The sequence below is a fragment of the Pseudomonas fluorescens genome (assembly GCF_902497625.1).
In the GTDB taxonomy this organism is placed as follows: Bacteria; Pseudomonadota; Gammaproteobacteria; order Pseudomonadales; family Pseudomonadaceae; genus Aquipseudomonas; species Aquipseudomonas fluorescens_BQ.
This window is the reverse complement of the sequence record NZ_CABVGX010000002.1, coordinates 1-19,480: the sequence shown is the minus strand read 5'-3', so window position 1 is coordinate 19,480 and position 19,480 is coordinate 1. Positions and strand designations below refer to the sequence as shown.

General features: G+C 59.3%; 19 protein-coding genes. 4 read left to right on the top strand and 15 right to left on the bottom strand.

Annotation, left to right across the window (positions count from 1 at the left end; genetic code table 11):
- Nucleotides 1-17 precede the first annotated feature (17 nt).
- From F8N12_RS01430 to F8N12_RS01400, 7 genes are all read right to left on the bottom strand, one after another.
- Nucleotides 18-1,295, bottom strand: coding sequence for a cytochrome P450 (locus F8N12_RS01430; RefSeq protein ID WP_150578820.1), 1,278 nt, complete (start codon nt 1,293-1,295; stop codon nt 18-20).
- Nucleotides 1,296-1,433: 138 nt separating this feature from the next.
- Complete coding sequence (locus F8N12_RS01425) at nt 1,434-1,937, bottom strand: carboxymuconolactone decarboxylase family protein (protein ID WP_191623091.1); 504 nt, start codon at nt 1,935-1,937, stop codon at nt 1,434-1,436.
- Nucleotide 1,938: 1 nt separating this feature from the next.
- On the bottom strand, nt 1,939-3,114 hold the full coding sequence (locus F8N12_RS01420) for a thiolase family protein (RefSeq protein WP_150578819.1): 1,176 nt from the start codon (nt 3,112-3,114) through the stop codon (nt 1,939-1,941).
- Nucleotides 3,111-4,013, bottom strand: coding sequence for a 3-hydroxyacyl-CoA dehydrogenase (locus tag F8N12_RS01415; RefSeq protein WP_150578818.1), 903 nt, complete (start codon nt 4,011-4,013; stop codon nt 3,111-3,113). Before F8N12_RS01415 ends, F8N12_RS01420 begins: the two co-directional genes overlap by 4 nt.
- A 13-nt stretch (nt 4,014-4,026) precedes the next feature.
- A complete protein-coding gene (locus F8N12_RS01410) occupies nt 4,027-4,878 on the bottom strand; it encodes a fumarylacetoacetate hydrolase family protein (protein WP_150578817.1) in 852 nt (283 codons plus the stop codon).
- On the bottom strand, nt 4,878-5,942 hold the full coding sequence (locus tag F8N12_RS01405; RefSeq protein ID WP_150578816.1) for an amidohydrolase family protein: 1,065 nt from the start codon (nt 5,940-5,942) through the stop codon (nt 4,878-4,880). The genes F8N12_RS01410 and F8N12_RS01405 overlap by 1 nt, the downstream gene beginning before the upstream one ends.
- Nucleotides 5,943-6,286: 344 nt before the next feature.
- Complete coding sequence (locus F8N12_RS01400; protein ID WP_150578815.1) at nt 6,287-7,018, bottom strand: TetR/AcrR family transcriptional regulator; 732 nt, start codon at nt 7,016-7,018, stop codon at nt 6,287-6,289.
- Nucleotides 7,019-7,201: 183 nt separating this feature from the next.
- Between F8N12_RS01400 and F8N12_RS01395 the strand changes: the two genes are divergently transcribed.
- On the top strand, nt 7,202-8,833 hold the full coding sequence (locus F8N12_RS01395) for an ATP-dependent acyl-CoA ligase (protein ID WP_150578814.1): 1,632 nt from the start codon (nt 7,202-7,204) through the stop codon (nt 8,831-8,833).
- 120 nt (nt 8,834-8,953) lie between these two features.
- On the opposite strand, the gene F8N12_RS01390 is transcribed toward F8N12_RS01395, so the two are convergent.
- Nucleotides 8,954-9,754 carry an SDR family NAD(P)-dependent oxidoreductase gene (locus tag F8N12_RS01390; RefSeq protein ID WP_150578813.1) on the bottom strand — a complete coding sequence of 267 codons (801 nt, stop codon included), beginning with the start codon at nt 9,752-9,754 and terminating at the stop codon, nt 8,954-8,956.
- A gap of 101 nt (nt 9,755-9,855) precedes the next feature.
- On the opposite strand from F8N12_RS01390, the gene F8N12_RS01385 reads away from it, so the two are divergent.
- On the top strand, nt 9,856-10,596 hold the full coding sequence (locus tag F8N12_RS01385; protein WP_150578812.1) for a DUF2889 domain-containing protein: 741 nt from the start codon (nt 9,856-9,858) through the stop codon (nt 10,594-10,596).
- An 84-nt stretch (nt 10,597-10,680) separates the two neighbouring features.
- Here the strand turns inward: F8N12_RS01385 and F8N12_RS01380 are convergent, their stop codons facing one another.
- From F8N12_RS01380 to F8N12_RS01365, 4 genes are all read right to left on the bottom strand, one after another.
- Nucleotides 10,681-11,256, bottom strand: a complete 576-nt coding sequence (locus tag F8N12_RS01380) for an aromatic-ring-hydroxylating dioxygenase subunit beta (RefSeq protein ID WP_150578811.1) — start codon at nt 11,254-11,256, stop codon at nt 10,681-10,683.
- Nucleotides 11,257-11,347: 91 nt separating this feature from the next.
- Nucleotides 11,348-12,748, bottom strand: coding sequence for an aromatic ring-hydroxylating dioxygenase subunit alpha (locus F8N12_RS01375; RefSeq protein WP_150578810.1), 1,401 nt, complete (start codon nt 12,746-12,748; stop codon nt 11,348-11,350).
- 123 nt (nt 12,749-12,871) lie between these two features.
- Complete coding sequence (locus tag F8N12_RS01370; protein WP_150578809.1) at nt 12,872-13,870, bottom strand: fumarylacetoacetate hydrolase family protein; 999 nt, start codon at nt 13,868-13,870, stop codon at nt 12,872-12,874.
- Nucleotides 13,867-14,568 carry an SDR family NAD(P)-dependent oxidoreductase gene (locus tag F8N12_RS01365; RefSeq protein WP_150578808.1) on the bottom strand — a complete coding sequence of 234 codons (702 nt, stop codon included), beginning with the start codon at nt 14,566-14,568 and terminating at the stop codon, nt 13,867-13,869. Before F8N12_RS01365 ends, F8N12_RS01370 begins: the two co-directional genes overlap by 4 nt.
- A 139-nt stretch (nt 14,569-14,707) precedes the next feature.
- On the opposite strand from F8N12_RS01365, the gene F8N12_RS01360 reads away from it, so the two are divergent.
- A complete protein-coding gene (locus F8N12_RS01360; RefSeq protein WP_150578807.1) occupies nt 14,708-15,106 on the top strand; it encodes a Zn-ribbon domain-containing OB-fold protein in 399 nt (132 codons plus the stop codon).
- Nucleotides 15,106-16,296 (top strand): thiolase family protein, encoded by a 1,191-nt coding sequence (locus F8N12_RS01355; protein WP_150578806.1) that lies wholly within the window; start codon nt 15,106-15,108, stop codon nt 16,294-16,296. Before F8N12_RS01360 ends, F8N12_RS01355 begins: the two co-directional genes overlap by 1 nt.
- Before the next feature lie 9 nt (nt 16,297-16,305).
- On the opposite strand, the gene F8N12_RS01350 is transcribed toward F8N12_RS01355, so the two are convergent.
- The 3 genes from F8N12_RS01350 to F8N12_RS01340 form a co-directional block, all read right to left on the bottom strand.
- The gene (locus tag F8N12_RS01350) at nt 16,306-17,091 is read right to left on the bottom strand and encodes an IclR family transcriptional regulator (RefSeq protein ID WP_150578805.1); all 786 of its coding nucleotides are present in this window, start codon (nt 17,089-17,091) and stop codon (nt 16,306-16,308) included.
- A gap of 83 nt (nt 17,092-17,174) precedes the next feature.
- The gene (locus tag F8N12_RS01345) at nt 17,175-18,761 is read right to left on the bottom strand and encodes an MFS transporter (protein ID WP_150578804.1); all 1,587 of its coding nucleotides are present in this window, start codon (nt 18,759-18,761) and stop codon (nt 17,175-17,177) included.
- Between the two features lie 40 nt (nt 18,762-18,801).
- Nucleotides 18,802-19,480: fumarylacetoacetate hydrolase family protein (locus F8N12_RS01340; RefSeq protein ID WP_150578803.1), on the bottom strand; the 679-nt coding region annotated here is incomplete at its 5' end.

Sequence of the window (19,480 nt, the reverse complement as noted above, 5' to 3'; positions counted from 1 at the left end):
ATTCAAGTTCGTGTGCATCAGTCCCACAGCACATGCAGGTAGTGCGGGCCGCGCAGCTGTGCGCCGACAATTTTCGGCCCGGGCTTGTCAGCGTCCAGACGGATGTTGGGCATCAAGTCGAGGATGGCATTCAGGGCGCAGTTGATCTCGGTTTTAGCGACAAACTGACCGATGCACATGTGCGGGCCGAAGCCAAAACCGAAGGACGGTTTCGGTTTGCGATCGATGTCGAATGTGTCGGCGTTTACGAACGCATCCTCATCGCGGTTGGCGGAGGTCACGATGCACTGCACCATCGCCCCTTTAGGGATCGCCACACCGCGAATTTCCAGGTCTTTGGCAGCCTGGCGCACCTTGAAGGTGGCGACCGGCTCAAAGCGCACTGCTTCATCGATGGCCTTGTTCACCAGGCTGCGATCGTTGCGCACTCGCTCCAGCACCTCCGGATTTTGCAGCAGCAACGACATCAGGGTGCCGAAAGTACGCGTGGTGGTTTCACTGGCGGCCGGCAGCAACGAACGCACAAACGTGGCGATTTCATGATCGTCCAGCGAGCGGCCCTCATATTCGGCGTTGATCAGCCTGCTGATCAGATCGTCGCCCGATGCGCCCTGTGCGCGACGCTCCGACACCACCACTTTGACCACATCGTAGAGCGACTGCGCGGCCTGCATCGCGGCGCCGCGTGCCGCTGCTGCTTTTTCCGGATCGACTTGCGGACCCGCCAGGATGGCCAGGGCCCAGGCGGCGTATTGCTCGATCTGCTCTGGGCGATCCTCGGGAAAGCCGATCAGCGAGTAGATGACGCGAATCGGGAAGTACAGGGCGAAGTCCATGAGGTCGGCGCCTTTGGCCGGCACCATCGGCTTGAGGTATTCCTCGCGAATCACCCGGTCGATCTTGGTTTCTTTCCAGCGATTGACCGTGTCCGGCATGAATACCGGCTGCAACAGATTGCGGATGTTCTTGTGCGCCTCGCCGTCCATTGCAGTGAGGATCAAACCATCAAAAAACGCACCCAGCCCTTCGGCGATAAAACCGCTGGTGAAGGTGTTGGCGTCACGCATGACGGCCATGACATCGTCGTATTTGAACAAGGTAAAGGTCGGCCGGCTGGCATCGAGCCCGGCGATGGTCGGCACGCCCAGCCGGGCCATGAAATTTTCTTGCAGCACGGGCGAATTGGCGCGCATATCGCGATAAGTCGCGTGCAGGTCGATATCGCTGTTACCGCGATAATTGCTGGCTACATCGGTAAAAGCCTTGGTCAGATCGTTCTGCGCCGGTGTGGACATGATCGTCTCCGCTATTTTTGTCATTATTTTTGTGAAGTGGCCTGTTGAATGCCGAACCTACCGCCTGATAATAGGCCGGTACGAACTGTATTGGACACTTATTGATATTCCGACCAACAATTTGTGCTGCGAGACGTGTCAGTAGGCTTGCTGCACCAATGTCATGCGTCCACCTGCCAACATCAGCGCACAGTACAGCCCAAGCTCAGCGACCTGAGCCACCGAGAAATACTCGCCAAGTCGCAGGAAATGCGTGTCGTCAATCGCCAGGTAATCGCTGGCGAACAACTCGGCGTAACGCAGCGCGGCGCGCTCTGCCGGCGTAAAGTGCTCGCTGTCCGTCGCCATGCAGGCGATGTCTTCTTCAGTGACTGAATCAGACTTGCGGGCCAACTGGCAGGCCTGACACGTGGTGATGCTGGCAATTTTCAGGCGCACCAGCTCACGCAGACGCTCATCGAGCAAACTGTCGCTGTGCAGGCGCTCCATCAAACCCAGCCAGGCCAAGGCTACTTCAGGCCGATGCGCCCAGACCTGGACCGGCGTGGTTGAACTGAGCATGCGGCTGCGCTGACCACGCTCGACTGCTGCTTGCAACGCAGCCGGCATGGCCTCCAGAGGAATCAGCGGAAGGCGTGCCATCTCAATCGAGCCGTTCGATGATCGTCGCGGTGCCCATGCCGCCGGCACAGCAAATGGCTTGCAGGCCAAAACGTCCGCCTCGGCGCTCCAACTCATTCAACAATGTGGTCATCAGTCGCGCACCGCTGGCGCCCAATGGATGACCCAAGGCGATGGCGCCGCCATTGACGTTCAACTTGTCGTGCGACACACCGGTCTCCTGCATCCAGGCCAACGGCACCGAGGCAAACGCTTCGTTGACTTCAAACAAGTCGATGTCATTGATGTTGAGCCCGGCCTTGGCCAACACTTTCTCAGTGGCGGCAATCGGGCCGGTGAGCATCAACGTTGGATCGGCGCCGACGGTGGTGAAGGCGACAATCCGCGCTCGCGCCCTGAGCCCAAGGTTTTTCGCAGTGTCGGCGCTCATCAGCAACAATGCCGCCGCACCGTCGGAGATCTGCGAGGAGTTACCCGCCGTGATCCGGCCAGTCTCCGGGCGAAAGCTTGTTTTAAGGGTGGAGAGTTTTTCCCGCGAGGTCTCACGACGAATGGTTTCGTCCAGGCGCAGTGTTGACGCAGGCTCGGTCATTCCCAGCTCGCGAAGTTCCTCGACCTCGACCGGCACGATTTCATTATCGAAATAACCGGCATCCGACGCCGCGGCGGCGCGCTGGTGACTGGCAAATGCAAAATCATCCAAAGCGTCGCGGCTCAACGCCCACTTATCAGCGATACGCTCGGCCGCCTCACCCTGGCTGGTCAGTTCGTAACGCTGCGAAGCCATCCAGCCAAATGCCTCGCCATGAATTTCGCGGTTGCTGCCCATCGGCACGCGGCTCATGTTTTCCGCGCCGCCCGCCACGACGATATCAGCGGAACCCGCCGCAATTGCACCGACGGCCAAATGCACCGCCACTTCGCCCGAGCCACATTTGCGGTCGATGGTCAGCCCCGGCACGCTGACCGGCCAACCCGCACCGAGCAAGGCGGTGCGGGCGATATTCGCGGACTGCTCGCCAATTTGCGTGACGTTGCCGAAGATCACGTCATCCACCAGCGCGGGCGACAGATCCACCCGCTCCAGCAAGCGACTGATTACCAGCGACCCGAGGTGGTCGGCACGCACGCCGGCCAGGCTGCCGCGAAACTTGCCGACTGGCGTGCGCACCGCCTCTACAATCACGATGTCTTTCATAGCGCGCTCGCCTTGAGTCCGGAACCCGGTACCTGTTTACCCTCTTCATAGCGATAGACACCCTGACCCGACTTGCGACCCAGTCGACCGGCCGCGACCATTTTGATGATCAGCGGACAAGGGCGGAATTTTTCGCCCAAGGTCTGGTGCAGGTACCGCAGGACCGATAAACGCGTATCCCAACCGGTCAGGTCACCGAGTTCCAGCGGGCCCATTGGATGGTTGAAACCCAGCCGCAACGCCGTGTCGATGTCTTCGGCGGTGGCTGTGCCTTCTTGCAGCATCCACATCGCCTCGTTACCCAAGAGCGCAGACATGCGGCTGGTGGTCAGTCCTGGCGATTCGTTGACGATGATCGAGGTTTTCCCGATCTGTTCACAGAGGTTGCGCGTACGTGCCACTACCTCATCGCTGGTGGCCAACCCGCGGACGAGCTCCACCAACTTCATCTTATGTACAGGGTTGAAAAAATGCATGCCGATTACACGATCGGCGCAATCCACCGACGCCGCAATTTCGGTCACGCTGAGCGCTGAAGTATTGGTAGCGATGATTGCATCTGGCGCCAGCAGCGGTGCCGCTTGTGCGAGCACCGCCTTCTTCACCGCCAACTGCTCGGAAACTGTCTCCACCAGCCAGTTGGCACCGCTCGCCGCTTCACTCAAGTCACTGCAGGTCTGCAGGTTGGCGAGTGATTGCTGTGCTGTTTCTTCACTGACCTTACCCAGGCGTACACCGTCGGCAAGGATCTTTTCAATACTGGCCCGGGCGCTCGTCAATGACGCGGCGTTGGTATCGACCAACAGCGTATTGAACCCGGAACTGGCGAACGCGTGCGCAATACCGGTGCCCATCAAACCTGCACCGACCACGACTACTTTTTCATTATTGGCGTTCATGTTTGGCTCTCGATTAGGCGCGGTTCTTTTCGCTGACCACATTGCGTAACGTGCCAATGCCTTCGACGCTGGCTTCGACCACATCACCCTCCTTGAGGAACAGACCGGTGCCCATCCCCACTCCTGCCGGCGACCCCGTGAACAACACATCGCCACAGGCAAAACTGGACCGCTGCTGTACAAAGCGGATCAGGTGATCGACCCCCCACGTCATCTCGCCAGTCGAGCCGTCCTGGCGCGTCTCGCCGTTCACCTTGAGTGTCAGGCGGAGCTGCGGGGAACCCTCCGGGAACTCGTCTTTGGTCACGATCCAGGGCCCCAGACCCGTGGTCTGATCCTGGCTCTTGGCCGCGAACAGGTCCATGCCGATACCGGCCGGTCCACTGCGTTGCAGATCCCGCGCGCTGACGTCGTTGCCAACCGTGTAACCCAGCACGCAGCCGAGCGGGTTTTCCAGGTCAATCTCGGCAGTGCCGATGACGGCTACCAGTTCAACTTCGTGATCGAGTTCTTCAGTCAGTGGCGGAAAGCGTATCGGGTCATTGGCGCCAATTAGCGCGCCATAGGCCTTGAGAAAGGCAACCGGCTGGGACGGCGCACTCAAGCCGAACTCGACCAGATGTTTTGCGTAGTTGGCGCCCGCTACAACCACGCGGTTGATCGGTTCGATCGGTGGCAGCAGGCGTACTTTGGACAGCGGCAATGCGGGTCCGGCAAAGCGCAACGAGCTGATACCGCGCCCGGCAGCGACACCGGGTGCCCAGTCAGTGAAATTGCCGGAGATGGGCGTCACCTGGTCTTGGGCGACATCCACCACCGCCCAAAAGATGCCAGTCCCGAAATACTCACATCGCGCCAGTTTCATCAGGCACCTACCTTGCCCAACTTGGCCGGATCGATGTGCAGCAAGCGGCAGGCGTTTTCGTAGCGAATCTTGCGCAGGTCTGCATCGGACAGCTTCAGGCCATGAGTCAGATCGTGACGCACGGCATCACTGCCGCCGAAGTTGCTGCCATACAACACATGATCGGCGCCAATGATGTCTACCAGAGCCTGGCGCATCGGTACTTCATGCAGCTCCACGTCGAAGTAGAAATTCTTCATGTATTCGAGCAGCGGCTTTTTGTTGTATTTGACGTCGAGATTTTCGTTGGTCTTGGCCAGACGGCCGAGTTGGTACGGGACATAACCGCCGCCATGGGTGATGTACACCTTGAGATCAGGGAAACGGTCCAGCACGCCGCCGCAGATCAGGTTCCAGAAGCAACGGCTTTCGTCGTACTGCATGCCCACGATCGCGGTAGTTTCGTAACGGTCATCGTTTGCATTCTTGCCCCAGGTCACGGACTGGTTGTAGCCGTGGATGAACATCGGCAAATCCAGGTCGCAGAGGGTTCGCCATACCACATCCAGTTCCGGCGAATCGAATTCCAGCCCGCCGAAGTTGGCGCCACCGGCAACCAGACCTTTTGCGCCCAGTTCGGTGCAGGCATGGCGCAGTTCGGCGGCAGCCGCTTCTGGCGCGTTCAATGGCACATGGGCCCAGAACATCAATCGGTCAGGAGCTGCTGAGCAGTACTCTGCCAACGTTTCGTTGACCTTGCGGGCGAAAGGTACGGCGAATTCCGCTTCGGTCCAGTACATGTAGCAGTGAGACGGCACGGACACCACCTGCAGGTTCTGTCCAGCCGCATCCATGCCTGCAAGACGCACTTTAGGGTCAGCCCAGCGAGCGAAATATTCTTCAAGCTTGGGGCCATTACCCGAGCGCACGGCAGCTTTACGCTCCGGCGATCCAAGACCCAGAATCCAGTCACCTACCCGCAGCTTGATATCGCCATCAGCGTGCTGCTCGAAGAACGGCCCCCAGTGCGGGTGCTGGTTGTAATAGCCAGGGTGCGGTGCGTGGGCGTGGAGATCGATAAGCATGTCTTGGTACCTCGAAGTTGGCACTTTCTTGTTGGTTTTTAGCGCGGTGCCTTTTCGTGGACGGTAGCGGTCTGCCGCGAAAAGGGAAGCTGGAAGCTCACTGCTCTGATCGAAGCTTAAATTTAAACTGATCAGAAATCAAAATACTGTTCAATTTATTTTTGAAGGCGCGTGAAGAGGCCTGACCCAGAGCCCTCGACAAACGTTTAAGAATGCTCGTTGAGGTCAGTTGGCGCCGTCTGCAAACAAGAAAGTGGCTAATGTGCAGCAAAAAAATGGGCGCCCGGAAACGCAAAACCCCCGATAAACGGGGGCTTTGGCTACAGCGGTGAGCATTCCTGGATTTAGCGCCGGGTTCGCGAGGTCGAGCCCATGATCAAAGCGCCGAGCAGTTTTTTCACGCGAATCGGGAACAATCGACGTCCGGCCGCTTCAGGCACCAGGATTTCGCTCAACACGTACCGGATGATCATTTCGCAGATCAGTTCACGATCGAGACGCACCCCGAGTCGATCGTCCCAATCGTCGAACACGATGCCCAGACCATCCTGAAAGCGCACGATCGAATCGTGGAAAATCCGACGAAAGAAACCCAGCGCATAATCAGGCGCGACCACCAGAAGACGCCGGGCCCGACTTTGTTCTAGGTAGTTGTCGAGATAGGCGAACAAAGCGTTCAGGCGTGCTTCCGGATCGCTGATGTGGCTCAATTCCTGCGACAGTGAGCTATGAAAACTTTCACGCTTATGTCGCGAAAACGTGTCCAGCAGGTCTTCCTGCGAGGCGAAATAGCGATAAAAGGTGCCGCGGGACACGCCTGCCACCTGGCACACGTCGAGGATCGAAATACGATCCGCGCCGGACATTAGCACGACTTCTTCAGTGGCTTTGAGGATGTTCGCAATGGTCTCTTCCGAACGGCGGTTCGGCTTGACCTTGCTGCCGGCCGAGGAATTGGCAGCAGCACGGCGCTCGACCGATTTCACTGGAGCCACCGCTGCCTCAGGCGCCGCTTTCTTCTTGATTTTGGCGACCGGAGCAGGCGCCTCTGCTTTCTTAGATGCTGCTTTTGGCATGGCTTGACGAGCTCGGTAAAATTGAAGATTGCGCAACATTATCACAGGATCTGTGCATAAATAACCGTATATGTTCAACTTATTGCTAAAGACATTTACTCAGTTTGTATTTAGAATCTGATTCTCTCTTCAAAATAAAATCAGGTGCCCACCCAGCTGCGGGCGCCTAAAAGGAGAAAACCGATGGGTAGCAGTGGACATCCAGACACTTGGGCAGTGGGAGAACGAGACACTGTCATAGATGCGTTAGATCGCGCGGTTGCAAGGCATCCAGACAAGACATTGCTAGATTTCAGTGGTGAGTTATACAGTTATGCTCAGGTTGACTCACTTTCTACCAGGATGGCCAATGCATTGGCCGCGCTGGGCGTTAAAGCGGGCGAAACCGTGCTGACAATGCTCGACAACAATGTCGATGCGGTCACCACCTGGCTCGCCATCAATAAGCTCTGCGCTGTGAGCGTGCCGATCAACACTGCCCTCAAAGGCGAGTTCCTTCGTCATCAGATCGCCGACACCGGCACCTCGGTGGTGATTTGCGAAGCGGCGTATGTACCGCGTATCACTCCACTCGCCGATCAGTTGAAGGACGTTCACCACATCCTCCACCGTGGCGCACTCGAAGCGGCTGCGGATTGCCCGATTCGTGTGGCCCCGCTCGATGAGTGGCGCGGGCATGACACCACCCCGCTCGCGCACAAGCCGCAACCCTCCGACCTCGCCTGTCTGATCTACACCTCGGGCACCACGGGTCCCTCCAAGGGTTGCATGATCAGCTACAACTTCATGTGCAACCTGGCGCGCCTGCAATTGCGGGCTGGTCCGGCCAGTGCTGACGATGTGACCATCACGCCGCTGCCGCTGTTTCACATGAACGCGCTCTGTGTATCGATCATTGCCAGTATTCTGGTGGGCGCGCGCGCCGCCATTCTCCCGCGATTCTCGGTCTCCAATTTCTGGCCCGAAGTGGAGCGCTCGGGCGCGACCATCGCATCGATCCTGGGCGGTATGGGCGGCCTCCTCGCCCAGGCGCCGGATAATGACGCGATGCTGCGCTGCGTGGGTCAAATCCACACTGCGCGCGGAAACCCGTACACCGAAGAAACAAAAAAAATCTGGCGCGAGCGCTTTGGTACCAAACTGGTGGGCGGCAATGGCTATGGCCTGACCGAAGCGTGTGTGATCACTTCACTGGCAGCGGGTGAATACGCCGCACCGGGGTCGTCAGGGAAACGCATCGCCGATTTTGACGTACGAATTGTCGATGACCTGGATCAGGAAGTGCCGCCCAATGCTGCGGGCGAGATTGTCGTGCGTCCGCTAAGGCCCGACATCATGTTCCAGGGCTACTGGCGTCGTCCGGAAGACACTCAGAAGTTGATGCGCAACATGTGGTTCCACACGGGCGACGTCGGCAAGTTCGATGATGACGGGTTCTTCTACTTTGTCGATCGCAAGAAGGATTACATGCGCCGCCGCGGTGAGAACATTTCCAGCTTCGAGATGGAAGCAGCCTTTGCATCTCATCCGGCATTGGCTGAAGTGGCCGTGCATGCCGTGCCTTCGGAAAAGGGCGAGGATGATGTGAAGGTGACGGCAGTGCTGCACGAAGGTGTGACGCTGGAACCGGAGCAGCTCTTCCATTGGGCGACCGATTCGGTGCCTTATTACGCATTGCCGCGTTATATCGAGTTCCGCACCAGCTTGCCGAAAAATCCTCAGGGACGCGTGCTGAAGTATTTGCTGCGTGATGAGGGCAAAACCCAGGGCACGTGGGATCTGGAAACGACTTCGATCGTGGTGTCGAAGAAATAACCGAAGAGGCATCCGACGTTGAAAGCCCGCATTCAAGCGGGCTTTCTTTTGTTCGCACTCTGGCTTTTCGCAGTCGTTGCCAGCTGCCGCCGGTTGAGTCCGGCGGCAGCTGCAGGTCGATCAGTACTCGCGAACGGGAACGCCTTTGGGCCGGGAGTTGTAGCCGGGCAGATGCAGCCCGCCATCCACGTGTATCGTTTCACCGGTGATGAACCGCGACATCTCCGATGCCAGAAACACGACCACCGGCCCGATATCCGCCTCAGGTTCGCCACAGCGCCCTAACGGCCGCATCGATGCGGACATCTCGGCAAACCCCGGGTTCTCCGCAGCGAGCTTGTGGAACGTGGCCCCCATCGCTGTAGGCGCGATGGCATTGGTGCGAATGTTGAACCGCCCCCATTCAGAAGCGGCACTGCGGGTCAGCCCGACAATCGCCGCCTTCGCCGTGTTGTAGTCGCCATGCAACCAGGCGCCGATCTCGATATCGATGGAATAGAAGTTGATGATCTTGCCGCCGCCCCGCGCTTTCATGTGCGGCAGCGCGGCTTTCATCGCCCACCAGGCCGCCCACACGGTAGAGCCGAGGGTTTGCTCCAGCATCGCATCGGTTTTTTCTTCCAGGAGTACATTGGGCGTTGGCGCGAAAGCGTTATTGACCAGAATGTCCAGGCCACCAAACTGATCGACGGCCAGTTGCACGGCAGCTTCGATATCGGCCTTGCTGCACACGTCGGTCTTGATGAATGCAGCCCGGGCGCCCAGCGCTCTGAGTTCTGCGACCACCGCCTCGCCACTGCTGATATCCAGCTCGGCGACCACCACGGCGGCGCCCTCTTTGGCGAAGTTCAGCGCTATGCCGCGGCCGATACCACCACCTGCACCGGTAATCAGCGCAACCTGTTCGTTTAGCAGTGCCATAGCCACTCCATTTCTTGTTTTTTAGTGAACATTATTGGTTATAGTGTTCAAATATAGCTGATTTCGTCAGCTCGAACAGCACTGGAACAAGGATATTGAGGATGACCGTATTTCGTCGCCGCGTGGACATCATTGCTGTTGCCGGCCAAGGCCCCGGGGAAGTACGTGCAGCGCTGGAAGACGACTTCCACCACTTCCGCGTCTGGGTGCGCCACGACGAAGGTCGCGTCACGGCCATCGGTGGCGAAGCGCTTCGCTATCCTTACTCCTTGTGCCCGCAGGCGTGCGGCAATCTGCAACAATTGGTGGGCATGGAGCTGGACCGGATCGCCCACTCCGTCACCCGCCAGGCCGACGCCAGTCATCAATGCACCCACCTCTTCGATCTGGCGGGTCTTGCAATTGCAGCCGCCGCGCGCGGAACCCGCCAGCGGCGCTATGAAATCACCGTCGGCGAGCGCATCGACAACCGCACCCGAGCCATCCTGATACGCGACAGCCAGGAGGAACTGACCTGGGATGTAAATGGCACGGTGATTGAAGGCCCTTCTCCCTACGCTGGCATTAACCTTCGCGAAGGCATGGCACGCTGGGCGTTGAATACACTCAGTGAAGATGCCGCTGAAGCGGCGCTGTTGCTGCGTCGCTGCACGCTGATTTCGATGGGCCGGGCGTACAACCTTGACGCGCAGATCCATGCTTCTTCCACCGCACGCTGTTACAGCCAGCAGCCTGAACGCGCGGAGCAGGCGTTGCGGATGAAAGGCTCGACATTGGACTTCAGCCATAACAAGGGCAGCCTGTGCGCCCTGGATCAGCAATGGCTTGGCCAGGAACGCTAGCCGAGACGAGCTCGCGCCACGGGGTATCAGGCTAGGATCCTGGAGGTACGGCGATCCGCAAACGAACCGGATCGCCGGATTTGGCTAGAGGAATACAGCCAGGTTGGGAGTACCAAGCACCGCTTGGTCAATTATGACTTCGCGCCGCGCCAGCTTGAATCCCGTGTCACTCAGGCGCAGCACGTCGCGGCGTTCGCCACTGATGATGTCGACATGATGGTCTTTGAAACGGCTGCGTGTGAGCAACAGGTAACTGGTGACCACAAATTCATCGCTCTTGGCGGTTTCTTCAACGAATACGTTGGTGACCAGACGCCGTGTGCGCGAGGGAGGATCTTCGGCCCAGGCGCTTTTGCCGGACAAGCGCAAGATACGGCCCATGATCGAGCGATAGTCATCGTGGTAATGCTGAACGCTGCGCACGATGGTGGTTTTCAGTTCGGCCGCCAGACGGGTCTGGCGTAGCGGCACGGTGTACACCAGATCGGTGTCCAGCCGTTCAGCCCACTCCTGCAGGCGAATCTGATCGAGCAGCGTTGCTTCCTCGTAGAGAAAGGTCACCACATCGTTGTAGATCGGCGAACCTACAGGCACCCGTTGGGTACCGACAGGCGAACCCGGCTGGATATCCTCCACACCGCGTTGTTGAACCTGAGCCATGAGTCATTCCCTCACTGTTATTCTTGTTAATGCGGTTGCTGGCGAAAGCGGCCCCTGAGAACCGCAGTCGAACGAGGCCCGAACGAAGTTGTTACTTGTCGTCCGAAGCTGTCATCAGCTCGTGCCAGTACAACCACCAGTGCCACTGGGTATCGTCCTTGGTGAAGCCTTCGTTGACGATGCCCGGGCCGGGCCAGCCTTCCGGCGCGCCTGTTTCGAAGACTGCCTGGTATTTCATGGTGCTCTTGCGGCCCATCGCGCCTTTGGCGGCCAGGGTCATGTGCGGCCAGGTATCGGAGTCATCCTGCTCCACCATGCCGGAGGTGCCGAACAGCTGGATGGTCTGCTTGAGCATTTTGTCGCGCAGCTCCGGGGAAGCGTCTTTCTCGGCAAACACCCAGTTGACGAACTCAAGCTTGTCCGGCCCTTGCGGTACGTAAGCGTGCAGCGTCATCGAGCCGACCACAGTGCCGTCTGGCTGTGGAATGTAGACGAAGCCGAAAAGGATGTTCGGGAACATCCCGCCGACTTGCGGCGGCATGCTGGTGAGCACTTTCAGCTGATCTTCGGTCAGGTTGCGAGCCAGCTGCTCGACCATGTCGGCAGTCATGCCGGCCGGCGGCAAGGCTTCGAGTTTTTCCTGCACCGTCAACTCTGCAGGATCGAGGCCGGTCAGACGTTTGATCTTGCGCGCCAGATCAATGCAGCGCAGGGCATGGCCGTGCGGCGAGCTGATTTCGACGCCGATCATTTCCGGGCTGAGGTCGGCGGTTTCGCCCTCACCTTTCTTGGCATAGTTGCCGACTTCACCCAACCAGCGGTGCAGGGTCAGCGTGTGGAAACCGTCGGCCGCCGATTGCTCGCCCGCCGTTTTCCAGTTGGCGTTGACGATGAAGCGCTGCGGTGGGCCGAGCACTTCCATGCCTTTGTCGGAGCGGCAGAACAGCATGTCGTAGTACCACTTGGCATCACCCAGGAACTCGTCGAACGATGGCCCATCGATGTTCCAGGTCGCGAACACCAGGCCGCCATACAAGGTGACCCGCGCCTTTTTCAGGCCCAGCTCCTCCTTGGGCAACATCTTGCCGTGCATGCACTCACGCTCGACAGGCGAGCCGACGAAATCGCCGTTCGGGCGGAACGCCCAACCGTGATAGATGCATTTGTGAATTTGCGTGTTGCCGCAGTCGGTAGTGCTGATGCGCATGCCGCGGTGCGGGCAGACATTGAGGTTTACATACACCTCGCGCTCTTTGCCACGGGCAACGATGACTGAGTCGGAGCCCAGGTCCCGGACCATGAAGTCGCCGGAGTTGGGGATTTCCGACTCGTGACCCAGGAGTACCCAGATCTTGCCGAAGATTTTTTCCATCTCCAGCTCGTAAATTTCGCGGTCGGACAACACGCGCATTTGTACTTCACGGCTTGAAGGGTAGATGAGGTCTGAGACCTTGGTTCCATCAGACAATACGGGGCTTGTTGTTGTTAGCATGATTGCCTCCTGATCAGAGCGTCGCGACAGTGGTCGCGAGGAAATATAAGACACTTTCTCTGTTTGTGTACATAGAATTCACTGGCCACTTGTAAGCGAATTCTTCCGGCAATGGCTTTACCGTCACGCCTGGCTTGATGCCTTGCCCACCTGGGTGCGCAGCATACCAATGCCATCGATCTCCAGCTCAACCACATCGCCGGGTTTCAAGTAACGCAATTGTTCAAGGCCGCAACCGTTGCCGACCGTGCCGGAGCCTAGAAACTCGCCGGGGTACAAGGTTTCCGAGCGGGACACATGGGCTATGACGTCTTCAAAACTCCAGCGCATGTCACGGGTATTACCGCGCCCCCACTCCTCCCCGTTGACCCTGGCCACCATATTCAGGTCGTAGGGGTCACCCAGTTCATCAGCGGTCACCAGGCAGGGCCCCATGATGTTGGCGGTGTCGAAATCCTTGCTTTTAGCCGGGCCGAGCATGCCGGGCATTTCCAGCGCCTGGGCATCACGAGCACTCATGTCGTTGAAGATGGTGTAACCGACGATATGCCCACGGGCGTTTTCGCGGCTGATGTCTTTGCCGCGCTTGCCGATGTAGCAGCCGAACTCCAGTTCGAAATCCATCGCCTGACTGAAACTGGGCCACTGGAATTCGTCGTCGATGCCGACCACGGCGAAACGGTTGCCCTTGTAGTAGATGGGCTGCTTGTTGAACGTCTCGATCACCCGGTCGTCGGCGCCCGTGTTCATTGCTTTCAGCGTCGCCTCTGGATCGTCGGTCCTAAGCGCTCGGGCCCGGCGGGCCGCGGAGAAGGCCTGGCGCAGATGCAATTCGAAGCAGGAGCAATCGCGCATCTGTGGGGGAGGCTGGATCGGTGCGCGCAATTTCACGCTGTCACGCTCCAGCACTGCGGCCGAGGGTGCCTTGGCTACCAATGAACGGGCCAACTCCAGCGCCGGCTCACCCGCCTCTACCAGGGCAAGAATGCTGCTCAACGCGACACTGTCGCGACCTTCCAGCGAGCGATAGGCGATTTGCAGATCGAGCACCTGCTGGTCGCGGTTGAGCAAGGCCCCGGCGCGGTCGAAGCCATCCGCATCGGTATACGTCACCAGCCTCATACGCGGCCGCTCACAGGTACGAGCGCGCCGGTGACCGCTGCGGCTTCATCGGATAACAGGAACGCGACCACCGCCGCCAACGCGTCTGGTGTGACCCAGCGACTGCTGTCGGCATCGGGCATGTCGGCACGGTTGGCCGGGGTGTCGATAATGCTGGGGAGCACGGCGTTGACCGTTACGCCACGGTCCTTCAACTCTTCCGCCAATGCTTCGGTCAACCGGGCGACACCGGCCTTGGACGCAGCGTAAGCGCCCATTCCCGTCGCGGCTTTGATCGAGGCCAGCGCACCGATGTTGACGATGCGTCCTGCTTTGGAACCCAACAGGTGCGCCAGGGCCGATTGGGAACTGACCACCGCAGTGCGCACATTCATCTGATAGAGCCGATCCCAGGTCAGCAAGTCGCCGCCTTCCACGGTTTCCCAGGCGAAGCCGCCCGCGACATTGACCAGACCATCGATACCGCCCCACTGCTCTGCAATGTGCGTGAATGCCGCGCTGGCCGATTCGCTTGAAGTCAGGTCGACGCCACCCAGGCATAGCAGGTTTTCCGTGTCCAGCAACGCACTTGGCGCTTCGCTGCGATCCAGTAGTGCGACGTGGGCGCCACGCGCCAGCAGAAACTTGCCCAGTGCGCTGCCGAGGGCACCAAACCCGCCAGTGACGACTACCCTCTTGTCCAATAATGATTGGAGCATTGCGACATCCTCTTATTGTTGTTTTACGACGCGAACGGTCGATTCGCGCCTTCACTCGGATGAATATATGACACTTTTAGAAAATATGTACAAATGATACCGTATGACTTCAAGTCAAACACTCACTTGCGGAGCGCTGATGCCTAGAAAACTGCCTGCACTCAACGCCGACAACCGGGCCTTCTGGCAAGGCGGCCAACACGGCGAACTGCTGATTCATCGCTGTTCTGGCTGCAGCCGCTATTTCCACCCGCCTGGCCCGCTCTGCCCGCACTGCGCCAGTTTCGATGTGGCGGCGCAGGCGGTGTCCGGAAAAGGCAAGGTGCTCAGTTATACGGTCAACTATCAGCCGTGGGCGCCTGAGCTGGAAGTGCCCTACGTGGTCGCGATCATCGAACTGGTTGAACAACCCGGCTTGCAGTTCGTGAGTAACGTGGTAGGCGTGCCGGTCACGCAGGTGCATATCGACATGCCAGTGCGGGTCAGCTTCCTCAATGTCGAGGATGTGTGGTTGCCTCTGTTCGAAAAGGATCAGTGATGTTCGATCATCGTTATGAGAAAGACGTAGCCATCACCGGCATCGGGCAGTCGGAAGTCGGGCGACCTTCTAGCAAATCTGCCATGCGCCTGACCCTGGATGCCTGCCTCGAAGCCATTGCGGACGCTGGCCTGCAACGCAGCGACATTGACGGCGTCGCGTGCTGGCCGGGTGACAACAACAATGGCGACGCGTTTTCGCCGGTGGGCCCCAGTGCGCTGAAGAGTGCACTTGGGCTTAACGTCAACTGGTTCGGTGGCGGCTATGAAGGTCCGGGACCGCTGACAGGTGTCATCAACGGGGCCATGGCGATTGCGGCGGGACTGTGTAAGCACGTCCTGGTATTTCGCACCATTACCGAAGCCTCGGCGCGCCTGGTCAACAAGCAGGCAGGCGCCCTCACCAATAAGACTCAAGGTCGCGACAGCAGCTATGCCTGGCAATGGTTCACGCCGTTCAATGTGCAGTCGGGCATCAACCTGATGGCGTTGTACGCCCAGCGCCACTTCCATGAATACGGCACTCGCCCTGAGCAGTTGGCGCAGATCGCCCTGACCTGTCGCCGCAACGCCATGCGCAACCCCAAAGCACTGTATCGCACGCCCATGAGCATGGACGACTACATGGCCTCACGGATGATTTCATCACCGCTGCGCATGTTCGACTGCGACGTGCATTGCGATGCCTCCACCGCCATCGTCCTGTCACGGCGCGATATTGCTCAGGACCAGCCTAACAAGCCGATCCGTATTGAAGCCATGGGCGCGGCGTTGAATCAGCCTTGGTCCTGGGACCAGATATCGCTGACAAGGATGGCCGCCTTCGATGTCGGCGAGATGATGTGGGCGCGCACCGACTACACCCCGCAGGACGTCGGATCGGCGCAGTTGTATGACGGATTTTCAATTTTGACCCTGATCTGGCTGGAAGCCTTGGGCCTGTGCCCTACCGGACAAAGTGGCGCTTTCGTGGAGGGCGGCACGCGCATCGCGCTGGAAGGCAGTTTGCCGATCAATACCAACGGCGGGCAACTCTCCGGCGGGCGCACCCACGGTCTGGGCTACGTGCACGAAGCCTGTCTGCAGCTATGGGGCCGCGCCGAGGGTCGCCAAACCAGGGAACATTCCGTCAGTACGGTGGCAGCAGGCGGCGGCCCGTTGGGTGGCAGCCTGCTGCTCGTCCGCGAGTAACAGCGAAACTCAATACAGCACGCCGGCCACTTCACTGCAGAATTCGATCAGCGCCTTGCCCAGTTCGGCAAGGCCCTCTTCGTCCCTCTGCCCACGGAACATCACCGCCGACACGGTGAAATCGATGCTGTTGGACGGCGAGTAGACCGGTGCGGCGATCGCCAGAATGCCCCCGGAAAAATGCCCGTCATCCAAGGCCCAGCCACGCTCGGCCGCGGTTCTGACTTCCTCCCGGTAAACCTCGAGTGGCAGTGGCTGAGCCCAGCGAATGGTCTCGAAGCTGCCCTGCACTTCTGGGTCGTCAAGGTCGATCTGCGTGGCGAACAAGCGACCGCTGGCGCCCATCAGAATCGGCAAGCGTTGACCTTCGGCCATGTCGATGCGCACATCGGTGGGGCTGGCAGCGGAACTGACGATGACGATGCGGTCAGCGCTCATTTTGCGCCACAGTGTAATCGTCACCCGTTGGCGTGCAGCCAGGTTCTGCAACAGCGGTTTCGCCATCTGCACGCGATGGCCTTGGGTCACCAGTTGTTCCACCAGCCGTGCCAACCCCAAGCCTACAGAGTAACGCTTGGACATCGAGCTGAAGTCGACCACTTCCTCCTGCACCAGAGTGCGCAGGATGTTGAAGCAGGTGCTGGGATTGATTTTCAGTTGTCGGGCGATGTCCACCGATCGTTCCGGTGTGCCCACCTGACTGAGGTAGCGCAGGATTCGAATTGCATTGGAAACGGGCTTGACGATGGTCGCGCCGGCCGCTTTGGTGGTGTCGTTAACGTCAGAGAGGTCCATGCCCGATCCAGTCACTTTAAAGTGCGGTCATTCTAGCCTGAGAATGAATCGGCACGGAAAAGTTTTATCTGGGAATTTTCGAGCTACGTGGTTTGTTTCAGCGGTGGCTGGTAGATCAGACGGCGGGTTTGCAGATCCTCGCGGCGAAAATGCTCAAGAACCTGCTCCTGGGCATGGTCCGCTTGCGTTACCCGAACCTGCTGGCGCAAGTAATCGAGCCAGGATTCGACGATGAAGCGTTCGCTGTAGAGTTGATCAGCCGACATGTCGCGGTACAGCCGCCAGTTTTGCGCACCGTTGCGGCGTCGCGCCTTGCCGACCGCGTACACGGCTGTCAGAAAGGCATCACGTTCTGGCTCGGTCACCTGATAGACGATCTCCACCGATACCGGACCGTCGGAATGGGAAATATTGCCGGTCAGCTGCAAGGAGTCGGTTACCTGAACTTCGGCGAAATCGGATTCCTGACCCAATTCCACGTAATCATTACGGGTCAGCGCGATACCCACCAGCAGTAACAGTGCCGATAACAACAAGCTTTCGCTTAGCCCCAAGTATTGCGCCAACGCGCCCCATAACGCGCCCCCGGCTGCCATCGCGCCCATCAGGATCAGTACATACACGGAGGCGACCCGTGCGCGAACCCAGTTGGCGGCGTAAGTCTGCACCACCGTGGAAATAGTCGCGTTGACCGCCATCCAGCCGAATCCAGCCAGCAACATCATTGCGCAGACCGCGTAGCGGTTGTTCGACAGCGCGGCGGCCACGCTTGCCAGGGCGAACGATACGGAGCCGCACATCAACAGATGACGCATGCTCATCACCCGATACAAACGCGGCAAGCAGAGCGCCGCCAGCACTGCACCGGCCCCCAGAAATGCCATCAGCAGGCCATAACCTCCGGCATCCATGCCCAGTTCCTGCTTGGCCACCAGTGGCATCAACGCCCACAAAGCGCTCGCACTGCTGGTGAACACCAACACTTGCTTCATGGCGCTGAACAGCACCGCCGAATGGCGGATGTAGCGCAGGCCACTGCGCATGCCACCCGTCAGGGTCTCGGGCGGCAAGCCAGCGGCAGGCGGATTACGCGCCAGAGAAAAGAGGAAAATCAGCACCACCAACATGCACAGGGCTATCACCAGAAACACCGACGTGGTGTTCCAGTACGCAATAAGCGCGCCGGCCAGCGCCGGCCCCAACGCGCGGGTCGCGTTGATGGAGATTCCGTTGAGGGAAACGGCAGCCGGTACCTGATCGCGCGGCAGCACGCCGACCATGGTCACCATCCACGCGGACATGCCCAGCGCACTGCCGGTGCCCAGTACAAAAGTGAACGCCAGCAGGCCCCAGGTTTCCAAATGCGCGCTGTACGCCAACAGGCAGAGTACCAGCGCCGCGAACAGCATCATGCACTGGGTAATGATCAGCCATCCGCGGCGGTCTACCCGATCGGCGATCACCCCGCCGGGAAAGGCGAAGAGGAAGACCGGCAAGGTCACGGCGGTCTGCACCAGGGAGACCATGACCGCCGATGTCGTCAACGTGGTCATGATCCACGCCGCGGCCACGGTCTGCATCCAGATCGCCATATTGACCACGGCGGCTGCCAGCCATAAGCCTCGGAACGCTCTGTTGCGAAACGGCGCCCACGCCGAACCCTCGCTCATCATTACTCCTCAGCGTTTTCGCCGATCAATATCAGGGGGATTACGGTGCCAGTGGCTGGCCAAGTCGCCCGCGTGCTCGCGCAGGGCTGAGCCGGCGAAGTGCTGCAATGCTATTGCGCAGTCGACCAATGCCATCGATATGCGCTTCTACCCGATCACCCGGGCGCAGGAAGCGCCCGGTTTCCAGACCCACACCGTGGCTGGAACCGGTAAACACCAGGTCACCAGGGCGCAGACTGATGCGTGCATCCAGATAGTTGAGCAATTCATCCAGAGGGAAAATCATCTGCCGCGTGTTGTCGTGCTGGCGCACTTCATCGTTGACGCTCAGGCGCATTTCCAGCGCAGGCTGGCCTGTACCACCCAGCTCATCCGCCGTCACAATCCAGGGGCCGACCGGTGTCGTGCGGTCCATGGCTTTCTGGGTCAACAGGTCCAGCCGGCCAATCTGTTTGCCGGCATCCCGCGCACTGATGTCATTGCCTATCGTGTAGCCCAACAGGCAGTCGCTGGCGTGCGGCTCGTCCAGCAACGGCCGGCCGACCACTGCGACCAGTTCTACTTCGTAGTCGAGCTGGCAGGTCAGCGGCGAATAATCGATCTCGTCACCGGCACCCACCAGCGCTGACTCGGGTTTCATGTAAGCCAGTGGATGGGCCGGCGCTTCGCTGCCCAGACGCTTGAGGTGGCTGAGGTAGTTGAGGCCCACACCGAACACC